We start from the raw sequence: 22339 nt of genomic DNA on the forward strand, positions 1-22339 counted from the left end.
TGTCCGACTTTACTCACTTGACTAAAGTTAGTCGAACGCATAATTTTCAAATGCGGGCCACAAGAGCCCAGGGGATTGAATCAGGGAGGCCGGAATGGCGCGCGTCGATCGAATGGCGGCTTTTGCCATGTTGCTGATGTCAGCCAGCGCGGCGGGCGCACAAAATTTTCCGCAGCCGCTGCCCGAAGAGCCGGTCCCGACCGTTTCCGAATTGCCCGAACGCTATCCCGATAGCTGGGTCTTCGTGCACGATTTGCACTTCAACAGCCTGCCCGACGGGCGCGCCGCGATTGTCGATGTCGCCGCCGCAAACCACAATCTGCGCGGCCAGATTCCCGTCGCGCAGTTCGGCAACATCCTGCCGTCGACGACGCGCGGCGAAATCTATGTCGGCGAAACCTTCTATTCGCGGCTGACCCGCGGCGAACGCACCGACGTCATCACCATCTGGGATACGAAGACGCTGGCTCCGAAGGACGAGATCGTCCTGCCCGGCGGCAAACGCGGCCTGTTCGTGACGCTGCGCAACAGCCTACAACTGACCAACGACGAAAAATGGGCGCTGGTCTTCAACTTCACTCCCGGCTCGTCGGTGACCGTCGTCGATCTGGACGGCCGCAAGATTTTGTCGGACATCGACCTGCCGGGCTGTTCGCTCGTCTACCCGACCGGCCCGCGCGGCTTCACCTCGCTGTGCGCCGACGGCACGATGACCAGCATCGCGCTCGACGCCGCCGGCAAGGCCGGACCGGCGGTCACCAGCGAGGCGTTCAACGATATCGACGACGACCCGCTGTTCATGACCCCGGCGATGGTCGGACGCACCGGCTGGTTCGTCAGCTTCAAGGGCAATTTGCGCGCGATCGATTTTGCGGGAGCAGCAGCGAAAGACCTCGGCAGTTTCGCGATCCCGCCGCAGGCGGGCGGCGAACCCGAATGGCGGCCTGCCGGCTGGCAGGTCATATCGGCCGACCGCGCCGGGCTGCTCTACGTGCTGATGAACCCCAAAGGGGTCGAAGGATCGCACAAGGATGGCGGCACCGAGGCGTGGGTCATCGACCCGCAGGCAAAGACGCTGGTCCGCCGCATCGCGCTCAAGAACCACAGCCTGTCGATCGAGGCGACGCAACAGCAACAGCCATTGCTCGTCGCCTCGCGCCCCGACGGATCGCTCGACGTCTATGACGCGGCGAGCGGCGCGTTCGTCCGGACGGTCGCCAGCGTCGTCCACGATCCCATGACGATGACGGCCGCACGCTGATGGGTGCGATCGCGTCCGTCGCGGCGTTGTTCCTGGCGGCGGTCCTCGGGGCGTCGGCGGTGCACAAGATCGTCGATCGGGGCCGGCTTGCGCAAGCGACCTCGGGCCTCCTGCGACTGCCGCAGGTTGTCGCAATGCCGGTGACGATGGCGGCCGCAGCGACCGAGACGGCCGCGGCGCTGGCCCTGCTTTTCCCGGCTTCGCGGCCCGTCGGCGCCTTGCTCGCCGCGCTGCTGTGGTCCCTCTATGCCGCCGCACTATTTGCGGCGCGGCGGCGCGGCGACGCCGCGATCGACTGCGGGTGCGATTTCGGCAAGCCGCGGCGCGGGATCGGCCTCTTCGTCATCGGCCGCGCGATCGCGCTCGCCGCCGGCGCGCTTGTCCTCCTCATCTCTCCCGCAGAGGGCGGCGGCTTCGACATCCAGTCGATCCTCGCCGCCCTCGCCTTTGTCGCGCTGCTCTTCGCAGCCGGCGAAATCGCCCATCTTCCCGCCACCAGCCGGAGTGCTGCCCGATGACCGGATTCTTCCTTGCTTCGCAAATCCTGCTGTGGATCGCCGTCGGGGTCCTCGGCGTCCTCGTCGCGGCGCTCGCGCGGCAGGTCGGGGTGCTGCACGAGCGCATCGCGCCGGCGGGTGCGCTGACGCTGCACCAGAAGGTCAATGTCGGCGACAAGGCGCCTGAAATGACGCTCGAAACCCTGGACGGACGTCAGGTCGCGATCGGCGGCAAGCGCCGCCGCCATGGCCAGCTCATCTTCTTCCTCTCGCCCGACTGCCCGGTGTGCAAGACGCTCTTGCCCGTCGTCCGTTCGGCAAGCGGCGCCGAGCGCGGCTGGCTCGATGTGGTGCTCGCCAGCGATGGGGACGCCGCGGCCCATCGCCGGCTGGCGATGGCCGAGGGGCTGACGGGCTTCGACTATGTGCTGTCCGAGGAGCTCGGCCGGTCGCTCGGCGTGTCGAAGCTCCCTTATGCCGTGCTGATCGACGAGGAGGGCAACATCGCCTCGCTCGGCCTCGTCAACAACCGCGAGCATCTCGAAAGCCTGTTCGAAGCCAAGGAACGCCGCGTCGCGTCGATCCAGGAATATCTCGCGCGCGGTTGATCGCGCACGCCGCGACAAGAAGGGAACGAATATGTCGGGACTGGACAAATTTTCCGAAAAAATGACCCGCCGGGTCGCCCGCGCGACGTCGCGGCGCAGCCTGCTGACGCTGATCGGCGGCGCAATCACGGGGGCAGCGGTCATCCCTGTCTTGCCGGTATCGCGGGCGCAGGCACAGGGGCACGGCCATAGCGGCGGCGGCGATCCCGTCGCGCCGCAAACGACCGGCAATCCGCAGGACCCCGGCGACCAGACCCAGTGCGATTACTGGCGGTATTGCGCGATCGACGGTTTTCTGTGCAGTTGCTGCGGCGGCACCGCGAGCAGTTGCCCGCCGGGCACCGAAATGTCGCCGATCACGTGGATCGGCACCTGCCAGAACCCCGCCGACAACCGCGCCTATATCATCAGCTATAACGACTGCTGCGGCAAATCCTCATGCGGGCGCTGCCTTTGCAACCGCAACGAACGCGACCGGCCGATGGTCCGCCCGCAGGCGAACAACGACATCAACTGGTGTCTCGGCACGTCGAGCGCGATTTACAATTGCTCGACCGCCGTCATCCTCGGCGTCGCGCTGGAGCAGCAGTGATGACGCGGTGGGCGATCCTCTTCGCGCTGGCCGGGCTGACGGCCGCCGGACCGGCGACCGCCGCCGACGACGGCGCGACGATCTACAAGCGCTGCGCCGCGTGTCATCTGGCGAACGGCGCCGGGGTTCCCGGTGCCTTCCCGCCGCTGAAGAGCGATGTCCGGGCGCTGGCCGGAAGCGCCGCCGGACGCCGTTATCTCGCGCTCGTCGTGATCCGCGGCGTGTCGGGACCGATCACGGTCGAAGGCAAGGCTTATCGCGGGATGATGCCCGCGCAGGCCGGGCTGAACGATGCGCAGATCGCGGCGGTGCTCAACCATGTCGTCCGCGGCGGATCGGCAAAGGCTTTCACGGCGCGCGAGATCGCGGGATACCGCGCGGGCAGCGCCGCGCTCAATTCCGCCGCCGTCGGGCGCCTTCAACCGAGCGTCGCCGGCAAATGAAATGGCTGGCCGCCCCCGCGCTGATCCTGGCGACCGGGGCGGCGGTGGCGGCACCCGTTTCGGGCAGCCCGCCTTCCGGCAACGCCGCAGCAATGCCGGGCGTCGCCAATCCGGCGCGCGCGCGGCAGAACTGGATCCTGACCTGTCAGGGCTGTCACCGCGCCGACGCGACCGGAACGCCCCAGACGACCCCGACGATGGCGGGGTTCGTCGCGCAGTTCCTGCAGGTGCCCGGCGGGCGCGAATATCTGGCGCAGGTACCGGGCGTCGCGACCGCGGCGCTGTCCGACGACGCGCTGGCCGAAGTGCTGAACTGGTCGCTCCTGCGCTTCGATCCCGCGCATGTTCCCGGTGATTTCACACCCTACACACCCGCCGAGGTGGGGCGGCTGCGGCTGAAGCCGCTGCGAACCGAAGCGGCGGCGGTGCGGGCGGGCATGGTCGCCCGCTTCGCCCCCGCCGGAAAGCCATAGAAACAAGAATAGACAGGGGAGAATTTTCGATGACTAAGCTGATGATGCGCGACGCCACGCGTCCGCTACTGGCCTTGCTCATGGCGGGGGTTTCCGCGCCGGCGTTGGCGCAGGAGGCCGCGACCGAAGTCGCGGTGGCCGAAACCACGGACGGCACCGACATCGTCGTGACCGCGCAGAAGCGGTCCGAGCGTCTGCAGGACGTGCCGATCGCGGTCAGCGCGCTCGGCGGTGACTCGCTCGAAAAACAGCGGGTGACGCAGGCCGACGAACTCGCGGGCAAGATCGTCAACCTCCAGCTCACCTCGACCGTCGGCGACAACACGCCGATCTTCGCGCTGCGCGGCGTGTCGATGTCGGACTACAGCCTCAATCAGGCGAGCCCTGTCGCGACCTATTATGACGAAGTCTACAAGGGCAATTTCGCTTTTCTGGGCGTCGCCATGTACGACCTCGAACGCGTCGAGGTGCTGCGCGGGCCGCAGGGCACGCTTTACGGCAAGAACACCACCGGCGGCGCGGTCAACCTGATCAGCCGCACCCCGGTGCTCGGCGATACCGAGGGCTATCTCAACCTCGGCTACGGCAACTACAACCGCTACGAAGCCAATGGCGCGATCAGCGTTCCGCTCGGCGAGACATTGGCGGCGCGCGTCGCCTTCACTTTCGCGCGCGCCGACGGCTGGTTCAAGAACCAGCTTCCCGGCGAACCCGACCTTGCCAGCGTCCGCGAATATGGCGTGCGCGGCAGCCTGCTTTTCGAACCGAGCGATAGCGCCCGCTTCGTCCTCCGCGCCTCGACGAGCTACCAGAACCCGCGCAACTATGGCATCTATGCCCAGCCCGAAGCGGTGAACCGGCCGGGGCTCGGGCGGCGCGAGATCGAAGCGAACGTCACCGATCGCCGCCGCGCCCGCACCTGGTCGGTATCGCTGACCGGCACCGTCGACCTCTCCGACGCGCTCGCGATCACCAGCGTCACTTCGTGGGACAAGGGACGGCTCAGCTTCTACGAAGATACCGACGGCACCGCGAGCGAGCTGCTCGAAATCCCCTATGCCGACCGGGCGACGCAATTCGCGCAGGACCTTCGCCTCACCAGCGATTTCGGCGGGCCGTTCAACTTCATCCTCGGCGCCTATTTCAACCGCGAGAAGGTCTATAACCAGACGACGTTCGAGATCGGCAAGGACATCGATTCCGACGGCCTGCCCGGCGTCACCGACAATGATTGCGCGGTCGGCTTTCCGCTCGGCTGCCTGTTCCGCAACAGCTTCGACCAGCTCAAGAAAAGCTATGCGCTCTATTCGGACATGAGCTTCGAGGTCACCGACCAGCTCACCCTGCGCGGCGGTATCCGCTTCACGCACGACAAGGGGGTGCAAAGCAATTTCGAAGCCAATGCCTTCGGCCCCAACGAAGTGCTGGTGATGAACCTGATCCCGCCGTCGCGGCTCGATTACAGCACCGAAAACCTGTCGGGGAAGATCGGCGCCGATTACAAGATCAACCCCGACGTCATGGTCTATGGCAACTACAGCCGCGGCTATCGCGCGCCGAGCTTCAACGCGCAGGCCTTTTTCGATCCGTCCGAACTGTCGGTCGCCAAGGCCGAAAAGATCGATGCGTTCGAGCTGGGGCTGAAGAGCCAGTTCGCCGACCGCCGCGTCACGCTCAACATGGCGGCGTTCCGCTACACCTACAGCAACCAGCAGTTCATCAACGTCGATCCGGCAACCGCAGCGCAGACGCTGCTGAACATTCCGCGGTCACAGATATTGGGGGGCGAGGCCGAGCTGACGGTGCGCGCCACCGACATGGTCACGCTGCGCGCCGGGGTCGGCATTCTCGACACCAAGATCAAGCGGGGCACCGTCAGCGGGGTCGATGTCAGCGGCAACAATCTGTCGAACGCACCGAAGCTGACCTTCACCGGCGGCGTCGATGCGACGGTGATCGACGGCGGCAGCGGCAAGCTCAGCCTGCACGGCGACCTCAACTATTCGTCGAGCCAATATTTCGAAGTGCTCAACATCCCCCGCCTACGCCAGAAAAGCTATGTGCTGCTTTCGGGCCACATCGATTGGGAGTCGGCCGACGGGCGCTGGACAGCGTCGGTGTGGGGCAAGAACCTGACCAACAAATTCTATTTCACCTCGCGCGTCGACCTGCTCGCGGGCTTCGGCTTCGACTATAATCATGTCGGAACGCCGCGAACCTATGGCGTGACCGTTGGCACGAAATTCTGACCGGAGAGAATGGATGTCTGATTACAAGATGCTGATCGGCGGCGAGCTCGTCGAAGGCGACCACGCGATGGACGTCATCAACCCCGCGACCGAGGAGATATTCGCGACCGTCGCCCGCGCCTCCGAGCGGCAGGCCGACGAAGCGATCGAGGCGGCGGCAACCGCCTTCCCCGGATGGACCGAGGTGCCGCTGGCCGAGCGGCAGGCGAAGGTCAGCCAGCTCGCCGACGCGATTGTCGCCAACGCCGACAGGCTGGCGCGTGCGCTGACGCAGGAACAGGGCAAGCCGCTTGCCGAAGCGCAGGGCGAGATCGCGTGGGCGGAGGGCTATTTGCGCCACTATGCGACGCTCCAGATCGCCGAACGGACGATCCAGGACGATGCCGACGGACTGATCCGCGTCCGCCGCAAGCCGCTCGGGGTCGTCGCGGGAATCATCGCGTGGAACTTCCCGCTGCTCGTCGCCTGCTGGAAGATCGGCCCGGCGGTGATCGCGGGCAATAGCATCGTCCTCAAGCCCGCCCCGACGACGCCGGTCACCGCGCTGATGCTCGGCGAGCTCTGCCGCGACATCTTCCCGGCCGGGGTTGTGAACATCATCACCGACGCCAACGACCTCGGCGGTTACCTCACCGCCGATCCGCGCATCGCCAAGGTCGGCTTCACCGGATCGACCGCGACGGGCAAGAAGATCATGGCAAGCGCCGCCGACGGTCTCAAGCGGCTGACGCTCGAACTCGGCGGCAACGATCCCGGCATAGTGCTCGACGATGTCGATGTCCGCGCGACCGCGCAGGGCATCTTCAACGCCGCCTTTTTGAACTGCGGGCAGGTCTGCCTCGCGATCAAGCGCGCCTATGTTCACGACAGCATCTACGACGCGATGTGCGACGAACTCGCCCGCCTCGCCGAAGCCGCGGTGGTCGACGACGGGCTGGCGCAGGGCGCGCAGATCGGGCCGATCCAGAACAAGGCGCAATATGAGAAGGTGAAGGCCTTTCTCGAAAGCGCGCGCCGCGACGGCACCATCGTCGCGGGCGGCGAAGTCATCGACCGCGCCGGCTATTTCCTGCGCCCGACGATCGTCCGCGATGTCACCGACGGCGACGAGATCGTCGACGAGGAACAGTTCGGGCCGATCCTGCCGGTGATCCGCTATTCGGACATCGACGACGTCGTCGCGCGCGCGAACGCATCGCCCTATGGACTAGGCGCTTCGGTCTGGTCGTCCGATGTCGAGCGCGGAATGTCGGTCGCCGACCGGATCGAAAGCGGATCGGTCTGGGTCAACCAGCATGTCGCGATCGGGCCGCACATCGCGATGGCGGGGGTCAAATCCTCCGGCCTCGGCGTCGAACAGTCCGAAGAAGGCCTCGCCGAATATACCCAGCTCTCCGTCATCAACGTGGCCCGTGGCGGATGAGCGAAACCTTCGACTGGAATCCGCCAACGCATTATAATTTCGCGCGCGACGCGATCGACCGGCTGGCGAAGGAGCGGCCGGACGATCGCGCGATGCTGTGGACCGACGGATCGGGCGCGGTCGTGGACCGCAGTTTCTCGGAACTGTCGGACCATGCCGCGCGCGCCGCCGCTGTCCTCCGCGCCGCCGGGGTCCGGCGCGGCGATACCGTGCTGATCCTGATGTCGCGCGAGATCGAATGGTGGGAGTTGATGCTCGCGTGCCTGCGGCTCGGCGCCATCGCATCGCCGGGCACGGTGCAGTTGACGCCCAAGGACATCGCCTATCGCTGCGCCGCAGCCGAGGCGCGCTGTATCGTCGCGGGCGTCGATGTTGCACCGCGGGTGGACGAAACGCCGGTCGATGCGGCAATCCCGCTGGTCCACATCGGCGGCCCCCGTCAGGGCTGGACCGACTATGGCGAAGCGAAGGCGGCGATCGAACCGCTCGCCGAGATCGCCGACACTGCCTTCGACGATCCGGCGCTCTGCTATTTTACCAGCGGCACGACCGGCCAGCCGAAGATGACGATCCACGGTGCCGGCTATCCGCTCGCGCACGAGATCACCGGTCGCTTCTGGCTCGACCTCGGGCCCGGAGACCTCCACTGGAACATGTCCGATACCGGCTGGGCCAAGGCGGCATGGAGCAGCCTGTTCGCGCCCTGGCTGATGGGCGCCGCGATCTTCGTCAACCATGCGCCCGGGTTCGATCCGGCGGCCGCGATGGACCTGCTCGAGCGCCATCCGGTGACGACGCTGTGCGCGCCGCCGACCGCCTATCGCATGTTCGTGCGAGGCGATCTGGCAGGACGCAGCTTCGCGCACCTCCGCCACTGCGTCAGCGCCGGCGAACCGCTCAATCCCGAAGTGATCGACCTCTGGAAGCAGGCGACCGGGCTAGATATCCACGACGGCTACGGCCAGACCGAAACCGTGCTGCTCTGCTGCAACCGTCCCGGCGCCGCGCGGCAAGGCGCGATGGGCCGCCCGACCCCGGGGATCGACTTGGCGGTGATCGGGCAAGATGGCGCCCTTCTCCCGCCCAACGAGGAAGGCGATATCGCGCTGCGTGTCGGTGAGGGCCGCCCGCCCGGCCTCTTTCTGGGCTATCGCGGCGATCCAGACCGCACCGCAAGCGTGTTTCGGGGCGGCTGGTACCTGACCGGCGACCGCGCGACGGTCGATGCCGACGGCTATTTCTGGTTCGTCGGCCGCGCCGACGACGTCATTCTTTCTTCGGGTTACCGGATCGGGCCGTTCGAGGTCGAAAGCGTGCTCTTCGAGCATGAGGCGGTTGCCGAAAGCGCTGTCGTCGCCAGCCCCGACCCGACGCGCGGCGAGGTGGTGAAGGCCTTCATCGTCCTCGCCAAGGGTCACCTCCCGTCGGACAAACTCGCGAAGGCGCTGCAAGACCATGTGAAAGCCGCCACGGCGCCCTATAAATATCCGCGCCGAATCGCGTTCGTCGCAAGCCTGCCCAAGACAGTCAGCGGCAAGATCCGGCGCAAGGAATTGCGGGATGCAGAGTTCAGGGATTGGGAGTTCAGGAAAGCAGATGCATGACCGATAGTTTCGTACGCGGCGACCACAGCGAAGCGCTGATCGAGATGACGATCGGCGCGCTGTTCGATCAAACGGTGAAGCGTTACCCCGACGGCGAAGCGCTGGTCGTCCGGCACCAGAATGTGCGCTGGACCTGGCAAGAGCTCAGGACGCGGGTCGATGCAGTCGCAGCCGGCCTGCTCGAACGCGGGCTGAAGCCCGGCGACCGGGTCGGCATCTGGGCGCCCAATTGCGCCGAATGGGTCATCGTCCAGTTCGCGACCGCAAAGGCGGGGCTGATCCTCGTCAATATCAACCCCGCCTATCGCGTCGCCGAACTCGACTATGCGCTGAACAAGGTTGGCTGTGCCGCGCTGATCCTCGCGCCGTCGCACAAGAGCAGCGACTATGTCGCGATGCTCGGCGAACTGGCGCCCGAACTCGCGGTATCGGTACCCGGCCTGTTGAACGCCGCGCGCCTTCCCGACCTGCGGCTCGTCGTCGTGCTCGGCGAGACCGAACATGCAGGCTGCCTGCCGTTCGCGGCGCTCGCCGGCAAGGACACTGGCGCGCTTGCCGATATTCGGCTCGACCCGGCGATGCCGGTGAATATCCAGTTCACCAGCGGTACCACGGGCTTTCCCAAGGGCGCGACGCTGTCGCACCGGAACATCCTCAACAACGGCGCCTTCGTCGGCGCGCGGATCGGCCTGACCTCCCGCGACAGGCTGTGCATCCCCGTGCCGCTCTATCATTGTTTCGGCATGGTCATGGGCAATCTCGCCTGCGCCGTCCACGGCGCGACGATGGTCTATCCGGCCGAGGCCTTCGATCCGGGCGCGGTGCTCGAAACCGTCGAAGCCGAGCGCTGCACCGCGCTCTACGGCGTGCCGACGATGTTCATCGCGGCGCTCCAGCACCCCGACTTCGACCGTTTCGACCTGTCGTCGCTGCGTACCGGGATCATGGCGGGATCGCCCTGCCCGATGGCGGTGATGCGCGAGGTCATCGACCGCATGCACATGGATGAGGTTACCATCGCCTATGGCATGACCGAAACGAGCCCGGTGAGCTTCCAGAGCGATACCGACGACCCGCTCGACCTGCGCGTCTCGACCGTCGGCCGCGTCCAGCCGCACCTCGAGGTCAAGCTCATCGACCTCGGCGGCAACATCGTCGCGCGCGGCGAGACCGGCGAGCTGTGCACGCGCGGCTATTCGGTGATGCTCGGCTATTGGGACGATGCCGAGCGCACCGCCGATGCGCTCGATGCCGACGGCTGGATGCACACCGGCGATCTCGCGACGATCGACGAGGATGGCTATTGCCGGATCGTCGGGCGCATCAAGGACATGGTGATCCGCGGCGGCGAGAATATCTATCCGCGCGAGATCGAGGAATATCTGCTCACCCATCCCGATATCGTCGATGTCCAGGGCGTCGGCATTCCCGACGAAAAATATGGCGAGGAAATGTGCGTCTGGATCGTCGCGCGCGCCGGGGCGACGTTAGGTGAAGACGATGTCCGCGCGCATTGCCGCGGCCGCATCGCCCATTTCAAGATCCCGCGGCATATCCTGTTCGTCGACGGCTTCCCGATGACGGTGACCGGCAAGGTCCAGAAATTCGCGATGCGCGAGCAGACGCTCAAGCTACTGAAAGAGCGGGAGGGGGGCGTCCGCTACGGCTGAGGCGCTGCCGCCCATCCCGACGCCTGCGCCGCGCGCTCGGCAGCGGCATCGAAAGCTTCGCCCGCCATCATCGCCGCCGCGTCGGCGGCGAGCACACCCGAAGACGCCTGCCGGTAAGCGTGGCCCTGCTCCCCGGCCAGCGTGCGTTCGAGCGTCCAGCGTCCCCCGTCGCGGCAGCCGATGCCGGCAAGGTCGGCTCCCGCGAAGCTGCGGCAGATGCGCCCCGTCCGGTCGCGGAAGCTGAGGCCGATCCGCACCGCCGCATCGCCCGTCTGTTTCGACGCAAGCTGGGTATCGAGTGCTTCGGCAAGGGCGCCCGAAGCAACGAGCCTGCCGTTCGCGCCGGTGACGTCGGCCGCTGGCAGCCAGGGTTTGAAGCCGAGTGTCAGCCCGAGGACGAGCGACGCGGCGATCGCGCCCCAATGGATCGGCGCAAAGCGCGCCCGTTTGCGGTCGCGGCGTTCGGCAAGGCTCGTGTCGACCGCAGCGTTGCCTTCCAGCAACGCGCGTAACCGGTCGGGCACGGCTTCCTCGACCACCGGCGCATAATGCGCCGCCAGTGTCGCGCGGAGCGCGCGATAGCGGGCGATCTCCGCCGCCAACGCCGCATCCCCTGCCGCTTCGCGCGCGATACGATGCGCAGTGAGATCATCGAGTTCGCCGTCGACGAAGGCGGCGATGGTTTCGGGGTCAAAGCTCATGCCGCTTCTCCCAGCAGATGCATCAGCGTTTCACGCCCGCGTGCGAGGCGCGAGGTGACGGTACCCACCGGCACCTCCAGTATGTCGGCGGCCTCGCGATAGGCATAGCCTTCGACGAGGACGAGCATCACGACTTCGCGCTGCTCGTCGGGCAGCCGCGCCATCGCACCGTCGACATCGCCGCGCAGCGCGCCGGCTTCGACCTCGGCCGCGCCGTCCCCGGCGACCTGCGTGACCGCATCGTCGATCGGGGTGTGGACGCCGCGGCGGCCGACGGCGCGGCGCTCGTCGATCCAGAGATTGCGAATGATCCGGTACATCCAGCTATCCAGTCTTGTCCCTTGCTGCCATTGGTCCTGCGATTTCAGCGCGCGCTCGATCGCCGCCTGACACAGGTCGTCGGCGTCGCTGACATCGCGCGCCAACCCCCGCGCGAAACGGCGCAGCCGGGGCAGCAGCTCGATCAATTGCTCTTCGAAGCGCATCGTCGCCTTTTTCTTCACGGTCACAGGAAGAAACGACAGGCTTCTATCGTTTCTTCCGCAGCGTGCTAAATTTTTTGCATCGGCCAGCGAAGCCGGGCGTTCGAGGACGATCATGCGACGGACCGCGACAATTTTGGCGATGACCGCCCTGCTCCTTCCCGGGACGACGGGAAACGCGCACGCGCAGCTCGCGCTGCCGTCGGTCCGGTTGCCGGGCGACCTCCCCACCCTGCCGCCGCTCGCCGACCTTCCGGCCGAGCGGCTGGCCGGCCTCGGCGGAACGCTGGCCCAGCTCCGTCTCGACCGCATCGACAGCCTGCTCAGGGGCAATCGCGACCGCATCGAACTCGACGAGCGCGGCGAGCCCGCGGTGCGCGGCATCCTGATCGCCAGCGGCGTCGACGATGCGATGATCGGTGCTGCGGCGAAACAGGGCTACGCGCTGATCGATCGCGAGCGGATCGACGGTCTCGATCTCGACATCGCCCGCTTTCGGGTTCCGGGCGACCGCAGCCTCGCGCGCGCACGCAAACAGCTCGCCAAGCTGCTCCCGGGAGCGGAGGTCGATGTCGACAATATCTATTTCGCCAGCGGGCCCGGCGGCGCGCTGCCCGGCGCGGCGCTCGCGACCGCGCAAGGCAGTGGCGGCGCCACCCTCGGTCTCATCGACGGCGGCGTGGCCGCGCATCCCTCGGTCGCCGGGCGCGTCGAGCAGCGCGGCTTTGCGAAGGGCGCGCCCGCGGCGAGCCGCCACGGCACCGCGGTCGCCTCGTTGCTGATCGGCAAGGGAATGGTTCAGGGCGCCGCACCGGGTCAGCGCCTGCTTGCCGCCGACGTCTATGGCTCCGACCCTGCAGGCGGTAACGCCAGTGCCATCGCGCGCGCGCTCGGCTGGCTCGCGCAGAACGGCGTCGCGGTGACGACGATCAGCCTCGTCGGCCCCGACAACAAGCTGCTCGCCGCGGCGGTGACCCGCGCGCAGCAGCGCGGCATGCTGATCGTCGCGGCGGTCGGCAACGACGGACCCGCTGCCCCGCCCGCCTATCCCGCCGCCTATCGCGGCGTCTTCGCGGTCACCGGCGTCGATGCGAAGGGCCGCGCGCTCCCCGAAGCGAGCCGCGCGCTGCACGTCGATTTCGCAGCGCCCGGCGACGCAGTCCTCGCCGCGACCGGCGCGGGCAGCAGCGACCGGCTGCGCGGCACCTCCTTCGCCGCCCCGCTCGTCGCCGGCCGGCTCGCGCTTCGCTATCCGGAGCCTGCCATCGATCGCATCGGCCCCGCCGTCGCCGCGCTCGTCATGGAAGCGCAGGATCTCGGCAAGAAGGGCCGCGACAAGGTCTATGGCCACGGCCTGATCTGCGGCACTTGCGGCGGCCGCTGAACTTTTTCGGAAGATAATCGCACCCGCTGTCGTTCTCTCCTCAGGCCCACCCCCTCCGGGCCACAAGCAGGAGCAGGACAATGGCAAAATATCTCTTCAGCTCGGCCCTCGCGCTCGCCGCGTCGGCAATGGCTTTCTCGGCGCCGGCATCGGCGCAGATCCTCGGCGGCAGCGGAGGTCTTGGTGGAAATCTCGGCGGCACACTGGGCAGCACCCTCGGCAATCCCACCGGCCCGATCGGCGGCACGCTCGGCAGTGCGGGCGAGCTCGCCGGCTCGGGCCGCGGCGAGGCGAATATCGATCGCCGCTCGGGCCGCGTCCGCGGCAAGGGCAGCGCCGACGCGAACGGCAAGGGCTCGGCGAACGGCAGCGGCGATCTGCTCGGCAACAGCATCGGCGGTAACGCCAGCGGTTCGGGCCGGGCTTCGGGCGGCGGCAGCCTCGACGCGCAGGCCGTCGGCACCGATTATGTCGGCCAGACCGTGCGCGGCGCAGCCGACACGACGCGGGGAACCGCTTCGACGGTGGCCGGCACCGCGCAAGGCGCGGTCGGCGGCGTCCGCGACCGGGCCGGCGGCGCGCTTTCCGGCGTATCGGATCAGGCGAACGGTGCCGGATCGGCCGCAGGCAGCTTCCAGGGCAGTCTGGGACAGCTCGCCGCAGCGGGCAGCGGCGCCGCGAGCGGCTCGGGGATGTTTGCGGTCGAACCCGGCATGGCCGTCACCGACACGCGCGGCAAGGTCATCGGTTATGTGCAGGAACTGCGCCAGACCGGCAGCGGCGTCGTGCAGGCGGTGACGGTCGAGGTCGGCAACCGCGTCGCGACGCTCCCCGCCACCAGCTTCGCCGGGTCGGGCGACGTGCTCGTCACCGGCATGACCAAGGGCCAGCTCAAGGACACCGCCGAGCAGCAAGAAGGCGCTGCGGCCCAGCCTGCGCCGCAGGGCAAGCGCAGCGACGGCAACGCCGAACGCTGATCACCGATCGCCTATCGTTCATGAGGTCCCGAAAGGGGGAATGCGCCGGCCATTGTGCCGGCGCATTCTTGTCTGGACCGTGCGTCACCAAAAGCCGATTGGACAAGCGCGCTGCCTGTTGATATCGATGTCATCAACACGATTCCATAATCAGAGGATGCCCATGCTCGATCCCGATATCGCCGCCTTCACTGGACAGCCGCAGGAGATGCCGCCGCTGACGCCGGAGCTTATCCCGATGATGCGCGCCAATATGGCGATGATGGCGGCCGCGATGCCCGGAACCGACATCGACCATGTCGCAAATCTCGATGCCGACGGGGTGCCGGCCCGTTTCTATCGCCCGGCGTCCGACACGCCGCTGCCGCTGCTCGTCTTCCTCCACGGCGGCGGCTGGATGTTCGGCGACCTCGACACGCACGACGCGATGACCCGGCACCTTGCCGCAGCGAGCGGCTGCGCGGTGCTCGGTGTCGGTTATCGCCTCGCGCCCGAGCATAAATTCCCCGCCGGGCTCGACGATGCGATGACCGCGCTCGACTGGGCGCGCCGTTCGGCCGGCGATCTCGGCTGCGATCCCGCGCGCATCGCGCTCGGCGGCGAAAGCGCGGGGGGCAATCTGACCGCCGCCGCAACCCTCCGCCTGCGCGCCGAAAACAAGCCGCAGCCGCTGTTCCAGTTGCTCGTCCATCCCGCCACCGACCTCAGCTTTTCCTTGCCGTCGTTCGCCGAAGTCGGGGCGCCGGGCCTGTCGAAAAACTATCTCGATGCGTGCCGCGAATATTATCTCGGCAGCGCTTCGGTCGCCGATCCGCTCGTCTCGCCCCTGCGCGCCGACTGCTTGGGCGGCCTTGCGCCTGCGATCGTCCTGACCGCATCCGAAGATCCGCTGCGCGACGATGGCGAATATTATGCTGCTGCGCTCGTTCGCGCCGGTGTCGAGACGCTGGCCCGCCGCCTACCCGGCCTGCCGCACGGTTTCCAGTTCCTGCCGATCACGATTCCGGCTGTGGCCGCAGCCAATGACTTGATAGGAGGGCTGGTCCGCCGCTACTTCGCAGCAGGGCAGTGACGGTAAACGGCCGAGGGGTTCGGCTTTTGGGGAACGGGCAGCGATGAGCAGGACAGGCAAGAGCGAACGCCCGACGATGGAAATGGTCGCGACGCTGGCCGGCGTTTCGAAGATCACCGTGTCGCGCGCGCTGCGCGGCAGCGACCTGGTCCGCCCCGAAGTCCGCGAACGCATCGTCCAGGTCGCAGGCCAGGTCGGTTACCGGATGAATGTCGCGGCCCGCAGCCTGCGCACCCGCGAAACGCGGACGATTGCCGTCGTGATCGACCAGATCGATCCGGGTCGCCAGTCGCACACCGACCCGTTGATCCTGTCGATCATCGGCGGCCTGCTCGAAACGCTGACCCCCGCAGGCTATTCGACCCTGCTGACCACCAACGAGCATTTCCTGTCGTCGAGCGCGGTCGGGGCCGACGGCGCGGTCATGCTCGGCCAGGGCGAGGGCGCGCACCGCGTTACGCAGGTTTCCGCCATGAACCTGCCGATGGTCGTCTGGGGGGAGCCCGTCCCGGGCGTCAGCGTCAAGGTCGTGGGCAGCGACAATCGCATGGGCGGCAAGCTCGCCGCCGAGCATCTGGTCGCCCGCGGCGCGACGCGCCTGCTGTTCCTCGGCGACGTCCAGCATCCCGAAATCGCCGCACGGCTGGAAGGGTTTCGCGAAGCGCTGGCCTCGAGCGAGGCGCGCCTCGTCGGGGCGCTTTCCTGCCCGTTCACTGCCGAGGGCGGCGCCGAGGCGATCCGCGGCGCGCTCGATGCCGGAACGTCTTTCGACGCGGTCTTTGCCGCCAGCGACTTTATCGCTGCCGGCGCGTGCGACGCCCTGTCGGCACGCAAGCTTTCCGTCCCCGGCGACGTCGCGATCGTCGGCTTCGACGATGCGCCGATCGCCAGCGTGCATCGTCCCTCGATCAGCTCGATCCGTCAGGACGGCGCCGAGGCCGGCCACGCACTGGCCCATGCCGTCATCGCCTTGATCGAAGGCGACGCCGCTGCCCCCGCGCACGCACTCCCCGTTGAGCTGATCGCGCGCGAGACGAGCCGCTAGGGACCCTAGCCGAGGCGCTTGCGGAAGAAATCCGCGATGATTGCATAGGTCTCGACCGATTCGGGCAGGTCGACGTCCATATGATGCGCGTGCCATAGCCCGTCGAACAGGACGAAGCTTGTTTCGGTCCCCGCCGCGAGCAGACGGCGATGCATGACCGATACCGCGCTCGCGGCAAAATCGCGGGTCGCCGAAATCAGCAGGCTCGGCGGGAACAGCGCGAGCATTTCGGGATGTCCGGCGGACAGCACGAGCGGATCGGAAAGGTCTGCGCCGATGAAATAGGGCAGTTCCTCGACCTTCGGCGCCGCGCCCGATCCCGCCCGCGGATCGAACAGCTTCTGCGCCAGCGCCGCATCGCCGGAGAAGGGAAGCGGCGCGCCGTGAAACAGGCCGATCGCGCCGGGGACCGGCAGCCCATCGTGGAGGAAGCGCGCGACCGCCTGCGTCGTCAGCAACGCGCCGGCGGAGCAGCCGTAAATGCCGATCCGCGCGGGATCGACCGTTTCGATCAGCGCCCGGTAAACGGCGACGACGTCCTCGACCGCCGCCGGATAGACATGTTCGGGCGCGAGGCGATAATCGACCGCGAGCACGCGCATTCCGGCGACCGCCGCAATCGGCACCGCTTCGAGCAGCGCCCCCGGTCCTTCCCCCCACATGAAGGCGCCGCCGTGGAGGCAGAGCAGCACCGGGGCGTCGGCCGCGCGCCCCGCCGGGACCACCTCATAAACCGTGACGCCGGCAATCGTGCGTTCGGCGACATCGACCGCATATCTCGCCTGTGCCTTGTCGAGCAGGCGCTGGTTGTAGTCGCGGAAGAACGGCCGCGCCGCAGCGAGATCGGGCGGCGTCGCCGACTCTGCCAGAAAGGCGGCAAAACGCGCCTTCGCTTCGTCGCTGACCCACGGCCCGAATTGTCCGGCGTCGCTCATGGCACCCTCTCTGTTATCGATAGCAGAACTTAATCCCGGCTATTGATATACTTTCCTGTCCTTGATGCAAGAGCTGTTGACATCGATATCATTTTCAGCCATCCGCGTTGCCGACCGGACGAATCCGGCTATCCTTTGGGAGGGAAGACATGATTTCGATGCGTTCCGCCTTTCTGATCGCGCTCGCGAGCGGCGCGAGCCTGCTGCCCGCCGCCGCCTTTGCTCAGGCCGAAACGCCGCCGGCCGACGAGACCACCGCCAGCGACGACAGCGGCCTCGGCGATATCATCGTCACCGCCCGCCGCCGCGAAGAAAATCTGCAGAGCGTGCCGATCGCGGTCACGGCCTTCACCGACGAGGCGCTCGAACAAAAGGGCGTCACCGATCGCACCTCGCTCGCCGACAACACCCCCTCGCTGTTCACGATCAGCGGCGGCTATCCCCGCGAATTCGCCTATTTCGCGCTGCGCGGCCAGGGCCCGGCGTTCGGCTCGACCCCCGGCGTCGTCAATTATTTCGCCGAAGTGCCGAACAGCGTGAACGTCGACGGCCGCGTCGGCACCTATTTCGACATGGCCAATATCCAGGTGCTTGCGGGGCCGCAGGGCACGCTGTTCGGCAAGAATGCGACCGGCGGCAACATCCTGTTCGAACCGGTGAAGCCGCAGGACCGCTTCGAGGGCTATGTCCGCGTCCAGCTCGGCAATTATGACGACCGCCGGATCGAGGGCGCACTCAACACCCCGATCGTCCCCGGCCGGGTGATGCTGCGCGTCGCCGGCGAAGTCGGCCGCCGCGATGGCTATACCAAAGATGTCGGCCCCTTCTTCGAGGGCAAGGACTATGACAATCTGGCGTATGAAAGCTTCCGCTTCGGCCTGACCCTGCGCCCGACCGACGACATCGAACTTTATACGATGCTGCGCTATTATCACTCGGACACCAATGGCGGCGGCACTGTCCTCGGCGCGTATAACCCCGCCGCGGGTTTCGACGCCACGGCACTGGGGCTGGGCTTCCTGCCCGTCGCCGCCTTCTATCCCGGCGTGCTGACCGCGGTCGCCGAACAGCAAGCACGCGGCCCGCGCCGCGTCTCCTATGACCTCGACCAGTTTTCGGAGACGAAATATTGGCAGGTGATCAACCAGGCCTCGGTGCAGCTCAGCGACAATATCAAGCTGCGCAACATCATCAGCTATTCCGAGCTGCGCACGATTTACGGCTATGACTATGACGCCATGCCCTTCCCGATCGCCGGCCAGCGCGGGCGCATTCCGACCGTGGCCCCCAATTTCTTCACCGAGGAACTGCAGCTTCAGGGCACCTTGTTCGACGATGCGGTCGATTTCTCGGTCGGCGGCTATCTCGACCGGCAGAGCTGGAGCGATCCGGCGGGGATCGAGGAATATACTTTCTTCCCCATCGGCACGCTGCTCCCGACGATCTCGGGCTTCTTTACCCAGACGAACAAGAGCGAGGCGGTGTTCGGGCAGGCGACGGTCGATCTCGGCAAGCTGTCGGGCGCGCTGACCGGGCTCAGCGTCACGGGCGGCCTTCGCTACACGTGGGAGCACAGCTTCACCGCGCAGACGATCGGCGGTCCGCCGACGGTCTCGGGTTCGGTCGACAGCGATTATCCGAGCTACACCGCGACGCTCGACTATGATGTGACGCCCGGCGTCCATGTCTATGTCACCGCGCGCGATGCCTACAAGTCGGGCGGCGTCAACGGGCCGGTGCCGGTCGATTCGGAATTCCGCACCTACAAGCCCGAGCGGCTTTCGGACATCGAGGTCGGGCTGAAGTCGCAATTCTCGCTCGGCAATGTCGATGTCCGCGCCAACGTCGCCGCCTATCGCGGCATCTACGACAATATCCAGCGTACGACAGCGGAAGTGGTCGAGACGCCGGGCGGCACGATACCGCTCAATGTCACGCGCAGCGCGGCGAAGGGCAAAATCCAGGGCGTCGAGCTGAACCTGTTGGTCATGCCGGTGCAGGGGCTGACGCTCAACGGCAGCTATTCCTACATCGACGCGCGCTATACCGAGGTCGCCGACGCCAGCGCCGGCGCGATCCTCAACGGCGCGCCCTTCCCCTACACGCCGAAGCACAAGTTTTCGGTCGGCGGCTCGTACGAGACGTCGCTGGGCAGCGCCGGCGATCTGGTCCTCGCGGTCAACTATGCCCGCCAGACCAAGGTTTCGACCGCGCAGACCAATGCGTCCTTCTATAATTACCTGCCGGCCTATGGCCTGCTCAACGCCAGCATCGGGCTCAAGGATATCGGCGGACGGCCGCTCGACGTCAGCCTGTTCGCCAACAACATCACCAACGAGGCGAAGCCGGTCGGGGTACTCGACCAATATGCCCAGTCGTCGGGCATGGTCGGGCTGACCTATACCGAACCCCGGATGTACGGCGTGCGCATCGGCTACCGTTTCGGAAGCTGAGCCGATGGGTAAAAGCCCCGCCCAGCCGCCCTTTGCGCCGACGGTGAGCGAAGAAGCGCGCGCCGTCATGACGCCGCTGGTCGCAGCCGGGTCGGCGCCGGAAATGACCGCGACGCTGATGCGCAATGCGATCACGCGTAAGGCGGTTCGCGCGGCAGCGGCCAGTCACCTGAAGCCGCTGAACAAAAGCCGCGCGAAGCGTTTCGGCGTCGATGTCGGCAAAGGGACGGTGGCCGGGGTTCCCGTGAAGTTCGTGCGACGCCGGGAAAGCGATGCATCGCCCGACCAGCGGCTGCTGATCAATTTCCACGGCGGCGGCTTCATGGTCGATTCGGGATCGGAGACCGAAACCATCCCCATCGCCGGGCTGACCGGAATATCGGTCGTCACGGTGATGTACCGGATGGCGCCCGAACATCCGTTTCCGGCCGCGGTCGATGATGCGCTCGCGGTCTATCGCGATGCCCTGTCGCAGCGATCGCCGGCATCGATCGGCATCTATGGCACCTCGGCGGGCGCGGTCCTGACCGGCCAGCTCCTCGCGCGGATCAAGGCCGAAGGCCTGCCGATGCCCGCCGCCGCCGGCTTCTTTTCGGGATCGGCCGATCTCGCGCTCGTCAGCGACTGCGAAGCCTTCCTGCCGTCGATCATGGGAACACGGACAGGCCCCGAAGTCCTCGCCGATTATGCCGCCGGGACCGAGCGCACCGACCCCCTGCTCTCGCCGCTCTACGGCGACCTGACCGGCCTTCCCCCGACGATGCTGATGACCAGCACGCGCGACCAGCTATTGAGCCAAACCATACGCTTCCATCTCGCGCTGCGCAAAGCCGGGGTCGACGCCGATCTGATGGTTTATGAAGGCATGCTGCACGCCTTCTGGGCCTATATGGAATGCCCCGAGACCGAGGATGCGCTCGCGGCGCAGGCAGCCTTCTTCGACAGGCATCTCGCACGCTGATGGGTGCCGAACCGAGCCCCGCCGACCTCTACGGACCGCTCCTCGCCAAGGTGCAGGAGCGCGCGATCCTGCCCGACGGCAAGACCTTCGTCGATGCCCTGCCGCGGCGCCCGGTCGCCGACATCATGCGCGACTTCGCGGCGCTGCCCGCGGGCGACGCGGCGCTGCGCGCCTTTATCGCTGCCAATTTCGACCTGCCCACGCAAGGAACCGGCGCCAGCCCCGCCGTGCTGCCGCTCCGCGCGCATATCCGGGCGCTGTGGAAGGAACTCGCGCGTGCGCCCGAACAGGCGGCGAGCGGATCGGCGCTCGCCGTCCAGCACCGGCACGTCGTCCCCGGCGGTCGGTTTCGCGAAATCTATTACTGGGACAGCTTCTTCACCATGCTCGGCCTCGTCCGCGACGGCGAGCTCGAACTCGCCAACGGCATCGTCGATGCGATGACCGACCTGATCGAGGCGCACGGCCATGTCCCGAACGGGACGCGCACCTATTATCTCGGCCGTTCGCAGCCGCCGCTTTTCCACATGATGGTCGAATTGCTCGACGACGGACGCAGCAACGTCGCCGCCCGCCGCCTGTCGGCGATGAAGCGCGAACATGCCTGGTGGATGGCAGGCGCCGGCGAGGTCGAACCCGGCCGCAGCGGCGCGCGCGTCGCGCGGCTTGCCGACGGCGACCTCCTCAACCGCTATTGGGACCCGCGCGACACCCCGCGCGACGAAAGCTGGCGCGAGGATGTGGCGACAGCGGCCGCAAGCGGGCGCCCGGTGGGGGAGGTCTATCGCGACCTGCGTGCCGGCGCCGAAAGCGGCTGGGATTTCTCGTCGCGCTGGCTGGACGGCGATGCCCTGCCCTCGATCCGCACGACGGCGATCGCCCCCGTCGACCTTAACGCCTTCCTGTTCGGGCTGGAAACGGCGATCGCCGCGAGCGGCGACGGCGACGCGGAACATTATGCCGGCCTGGCTAGGGAACGGCGCGCCGCGATGAACCGCCATCTCTGGCACGCCGAAGGCGGCTATTTCGCCGATTTCGACGTCGAACGGGCCCGTCTGCGCCCGCCGCTCACCGCCGCCGCGCTGGCGCCCTTGCTGGTCGGCGCGGCGACGCAGGAACAGGCCGACAGCACTGCCGCGGCGGTCGCCGAGCGGCTGCTGGCGCCCGGCGGCCTGCACACGACGCTCGCCGCAACGGGCCAGCAGTGGGACCGGCCGAACGGCTGGGCGCCATTGCAATGGATCGCGGTCGCGGGGCTCAAACGCTACGGGCACGACGCGCTGGCGCGCGACATCGCCGCCCGCTGGGTCGATACGGTCGGCACCACTTTCGCCCGCACCGGACTGCTGTTCGAAAAATATGACGTCGAGCAGGCCGGGGTCGGCGGCGGCGGCGAATATGCGACCCAGACCGGGTTTGGCTGGACAAACGGCGTCACCGCCGATTTTATCGACCGCTACGACCTGTCACCACCGAGGGAATAGCGGCGGCGCGCCGCAAAGGGAGAGA

General features: G+C 67.2%; 20 protein-coding genes. 17 read left to right on the forward strand and 3 right to left on the reverse strand.

What is annotated here, in order from left to right:
* Positions 1-94 precede the first annotated feature (94 nt).
* From LH19_RS17920 to LH19_RS17965, 10 genes are read left to right on the forward strand one after another with little or no spacing between them, the layout of a single operon-like run.
* On the forward strand, positions 95-1261 hold the full coding sequence (locus tag LH19_RS17920; protein ID WP_234715959.1) for an amine dehydrogenase large subunit: 1167 nt from the start codon (positions 95-97) through the stop codon (positions 1259-1261).
* Positions 1261-1779 (forward strand): MauE/DoxX family redox-associated membrane protein, encoded by a 519-nt coding sequence (locus LH19_RS17925; protein ID WP_054730995.1) that lies wholly within the window; start codon positions 1261-1263, stop codon positions 1777-1779. Before LH19_RS17920 ends, LH19_RS17925 begins: the two co-directional genes overlap by 1 nt.
* On the forward strand, positions 1776-2366 hold the full coding sequence (locus tag LH19_RS17930) for a redoxin family protein (RefSeq protein ID WP_054730997.1): 591 nt from the start codon (positions 1776-1778) through the stop codon (positions 2364-2366). Before LH19_RS17925 ends, LH19_RS17930 begins: the two co-directional genes overlap by 4 nt.
* Positions 2367-2397: 31 nt before the next feature.
* The gene (locus LH19_RS17935; protein ID WP_054730999.1) at positions 2398-2958 is read left to right on the forward strand and encodes a methylamine dehydrogenase light chain; all 561 of its coding nucleotides are present in this window, start codon (positions 2398-2400) and stop codon (positions 2956-2958) included.
* The gene (locus tag LH19_RS17940; protein WP_054731002.1) at positions 2958-3401 is read left to right on the forward strand and encodes a c-type cytochrome; all 444 of its coding nucleotides are present in this window, start codon (positions 2958-2960) and stop codon (positions 3399-3401) included. Before LH19_RS17935 ends, LH19_RS17940 begins: the two co-directional genes overlap by 1 nt.
* Positions 3398-3874 (forward strand): hypothetical protein, encoded by a 477-nt coding sequence (locus LH19_RS17945; RefSeq protein WP_054731004.1) that lies wholly within the window; start codon positions 3398-3400, stop codon positions 3872-3874. The genes LH19_RS17940 and LH19_RS17945 overlap by 4 nt, the downstream gene beginning before the upstream one ends.
* Before the next feature lie 29 nt (positions 3875-3903).
* Positions 3904-6123 carry a TonB-dependent receptor gene (locus LH19_RS17950; protein WP_234715960.1) on the forward strand — a complete coding sequence of 740 codons (2220 nt, stop codon included), beginning with the start codon at positions 3904-3906 and terminating at the stop codon, positions 6121-6123.
* A gap of 13 nt (positions 6124-6136) precedes the next feature.
* Complete coding sequence (locus tag LH19_RS17955) at positions 6137-7546, forward strand: aldehyde dehydrogenase family protein (RefSeq protein ID WP_054731008.1); 1410 nt, start codon at positions 6137-6139, stop codon at positions 7544-7546.
* Entirely contained in the window at positions 7543-9150 is a 1608-nt protein-coding gene (locus LH19_RS17960) for an AMP-binding protein (RefSeq protein ID WP_054731009.1), read from the forward strand. Before LH19_RS17955 ends, LH19_RS17960 begins: the two co-directional genes overlap by 4 nt.
* Positions 9147-10820 (forward strand): AMP-binding protein, encoded by a 1674-nt coding sequence (locus LH19_RS17965; RefSeq protein WP_054731011.1) that lies wholly within the window; start codon positions 9147-9149, stop codon positions 10818-10820. Before LH19_RS17960 ends, LH19_RS17965 begins: the two co-directional genes overlap by 4 nt.
* On the opposite strand, the gene LH19_RS17970 is transcribed toward LH19_RS17965, so the two are convergent.
* Both LH19_RS17970 and LH19_RS17975 read right to left on the reverse strand, forming a co-directional pair.
* A complete protein-coding gene (locus LH19_RS17970; RefSeq protein ID WP_054731013.1) occupies positions 10811-11521 on the reverse strand; it encodes an anti-sigma factor in 711 nt (236 codons plus the stop codon). The genes LH19_RS17965 and LH19_RS17970 overlap by 10 nt on opposite strands.
* Positions 11518-12006, reverse strand: a complete 489-nt coding sequence (locus LH19_RS17975) for an RNA polymerase sigma factor (protein WP_054733807.1) — start codon at positions 12004-12006, stop codon at positions 11518-11520. The genes LH19_RS17970 and LH19_RS17975 overlap by 4 nt, the downstream gene beginning before the upstream one ends.
* Before the next feature lie 139 nt (positions 12007-12145).
* Here LH19_RS17975 and LH19_RS17980 point away from each other — a divergent pair, with 139 nt between their 5' ends.
* The 4 genes from LH19_RS17980 (at position 12146) to LH19_RS17995 (ending at position 16481) form a co-directional block, all read left to right on the forward strand.
* Positions 12146-13387 carry a S8 family serine peptidase gene (locus LH19_RS17980; protein WP_054731015.1) on the forward strand — a complete coding sequence of 414 codons (1242 nt, stop codon included), beginning with the start codon at positions 12146-12148 and terminating at the stop codon, positions 13385-13387.
* A gap of 80 nt (positions 13388-13467) precedes the next feature.
* On the forward strand, positions 13468-14364 hold the full coding sequence (locus tag LH19_RS17985; RefSeq protein WP_054731017.1) for a hypothetical protein: 897 nt from the start codon (positions 13468-13470) through the stop codon (positions 14362-14364).
* Between the two features lie 163 nt (positions 14365-14527).
* Positions 14528-15436 carry an alpha/beta hydrolase gene (locus LH19_RS17990; protein ID WP_158514450.1) on the forward strand — a complete coding sequence of 303 codons (909 nt, stop codon included), beginning with the start codon at positions 14528-14530 and terminating at the stop codon, positions 15434-15436.
* 43 nt (positions 15437-15479) lie between these two features.
* Complete coding sequence (locus LH19_RS17995) at positions 15480-16481, forward strand: LacI family DNA-binding transcriptional regulator (RefSeq protein WP_054731021.1); 1002 nt, start codon at positions 15480-15482, stop codon at positions 16479-16481.
* Between the two features lie 5 nt (positions 16482-16486).
* On the opposite strand, the gene LH19_RS18000 is transcribed toward LH19_RS17995, so the two are convergent.
* Positions 16487-17416 carry an alpha/beta hydrolase gene (locus tag LH19_RS18000; RefSeq protein ID WP_054731023.1) on the reverse strand — a complete coding sequence of 310 codons (930 nt, stop codon included), beginning with the start codon at positions 17414-17416 and terminating at the stop codon, positions 16487-16489.
* Between the two features lie 149 nt (positions 17417-17565).
* Here LH19_RS18000 and LH19_RS18005 point away from each other — a divergent pair, with 149 nt between their 5' ends.
* Genes LH19_RS18005 through treF form a run of 3 tightly spaced genes read left to right on the forward strand, consistent with a single transcriptional unit; the run spans position 17566 to position 22314 of the window.
* Positions 17566-19869, forward strand: a complete 2304-nt coding sequence (locus LH19_RS18005) for a TonB-dependent receptor (RefSeq protein WP_054731026.1) — start codon at positions 17566-17568, stop codon at positions 19867-19869.
* A 4-nt stretch (positions 19870-19873) separates the two neighbouring features.
* On the forward strand, positions 19874-20830 hold the full coding sequence (locus LH19_RS18010) for an alpha/beta hydrolase (RefSeq protein WP_054731028.1): 957 nt from the start codon (positions 19874-19876) through the stop codon (positions 20828-20830).
* On the forward strand, positions 20830-22314 hold the full coding sequence (treF, locus tag LH19_RS18015) for an alpha,alpha-trehalase TreF (protein ID WP_054731030.1): 1485 nt from the start codon (positions 20830-20832) through the stop codon (positions 22312-22314). Before LH19_RS18010 ends, treF begins: the two co-directional genes overlap by 1 nt.
* Positions 22315-22339: the final 25 nt, after the last annotated feature.

This window comes from Sphingopyxis macrogoltabida (genome assembly GCF_001314325.1).
Lineage (GTDB): Bacteria > Pseudomonadota > Alphaproteobacteria > Sphingomonadales > Sphingomonadaceae > Sphingopyxis > Sphingopyxis macrogoltabida.

Coding starts and splice junctions, on each gene's coding strand:
- LH19_RS17940 (WP_054731002.1), top strand. CDS start 2,958: ATGACGCGGTGGGCGATCCTCTTCGCGCTGGCCGGGCTGACGGCCGCC.
- LH19_RS18005 (WP_054731026.1), top strand. CDS start 17,566: ATGATTTCGATGCGTTCCGCCTTTCTGATCGCGCTCGCGAGCGGCGCG.
- LH19_RS17950 (WP_234715960.1), top strand. CDS start 3,904: ATGACTAAGCTGATGATGCGCGACGCCACGCGTCCGCTACTGGCCTTG.
- LH19_RS17995 (WP_054731021.1), top strand. CDS start 15,480: ATGAGCAGGACAGGCAAGAGCGAACGCCCGACGATGGAAATGGTCGCG.
- LH19_RS17975 (WP_054733807.1), bottom strand. CDS start 12,006: ATGCGCTTCGAAGAGCAATTGATCGAGCTGCTGCCCCGGCTGCGCCGT.
- LH19_RS17980 (WP_054731015.1), top strand. CDS start 12,146: ATGACCGCCCTGCTCCTTCCCGGGACGACGGGAAACGCGCACGCGCAG.
- LH19_RS17965 (WP_054731011.1), top strand. CDS start 9,147: ATGACCGATAGTTTCGTACGCGGCGACCACAGCGAAGCGCTGATCGAG.
- LH19_RS18010 (WP_054731028.1), top strand. CDS start 19,874: ATGGGTAAAAGCCCCGCCCAGCCGCCCTTTGCGCCGACGGTGAGCGAA.
- LH19_RS17990 (WP_158514450.1), top strand. CDS start 14,528: ATGCTCGATCCCGATATCGCCGCCTTCACTGGACAGCCGCAGGAGATG.
- LH19_RS17920 (WP_234715959.1), top strand. CDS start 95: ATGGCGCGCGTCGATCGAATGGCGGCTTTTGCCATGTTGCTGATGTCA.
- LH19_RS17925 (WP_054730995.1), top strand. CDS start 1,261: ATGGGTGCGATCGCGTCCGTCGCGGCGTTGTTCCTGGCGGCGGTCCTC.
- treF (WP_054731030.1), top strand. CDS start 20,830: ATGGGTGCCGAACCGAGCCCCGCCGACCTCTACGGACCGCTCCTCGCC.
- LH19_RS17960 (WP_054731009.1), top strand. CDS start 7,543: ATGAGCGAAACCTTCGACTGGAATCCGCCAACGCATTATAATTTCGCG.
- LH19_RS17935 (WP_054730999.1), top strand. CDS start 2,398: ATGTCGGGACTGGACAAATTTTCCGAAAAAATGACCCGCCGGGTCGCC.
- LH19_RS18000 (WP_054731023.1), bottom strand. CDS start 17,416: ATGAGCGACGCCGGACAATTCGGGCCGTGGGTCAGCGACGAAGCGAAG.
- LH19_RS17985 (WP_054731017.1), top strand. CDS start 13,468: ATGGCAAAATATCTCTTCAGCTCGGCCCTCGCGCTCGCCGCGTCGGCA.
- LH19_RS17955 (WP_054731008.1), top strand. CDS start 6,137: ATGTCTGATTACAAGATGCTGATCGGCGGCGAGCTCGTCGAAGGCGAC.
- LH19_RS17930 (WP_054730997.1), top strand. CDS start 1,776: ATGACCGGATTCTTCCTTGCTTCGCAAATCCTGCTGTGGATCGCCGTC.
- LH19_RS17945 (WP_054731004.1), top strand. CDS start 3,398: ATGAAATGGCTGGCCGCCCCCGCGCTGATCCTGGCGACCGGGGCGGCG.
- LH19_RS17970 (WP_054731013.1), bottom strand. CDS start 11,521: ATGAGCTTTGACCCCGAAACCATCGCCGCCTTCGTCGACGGCGAACTC.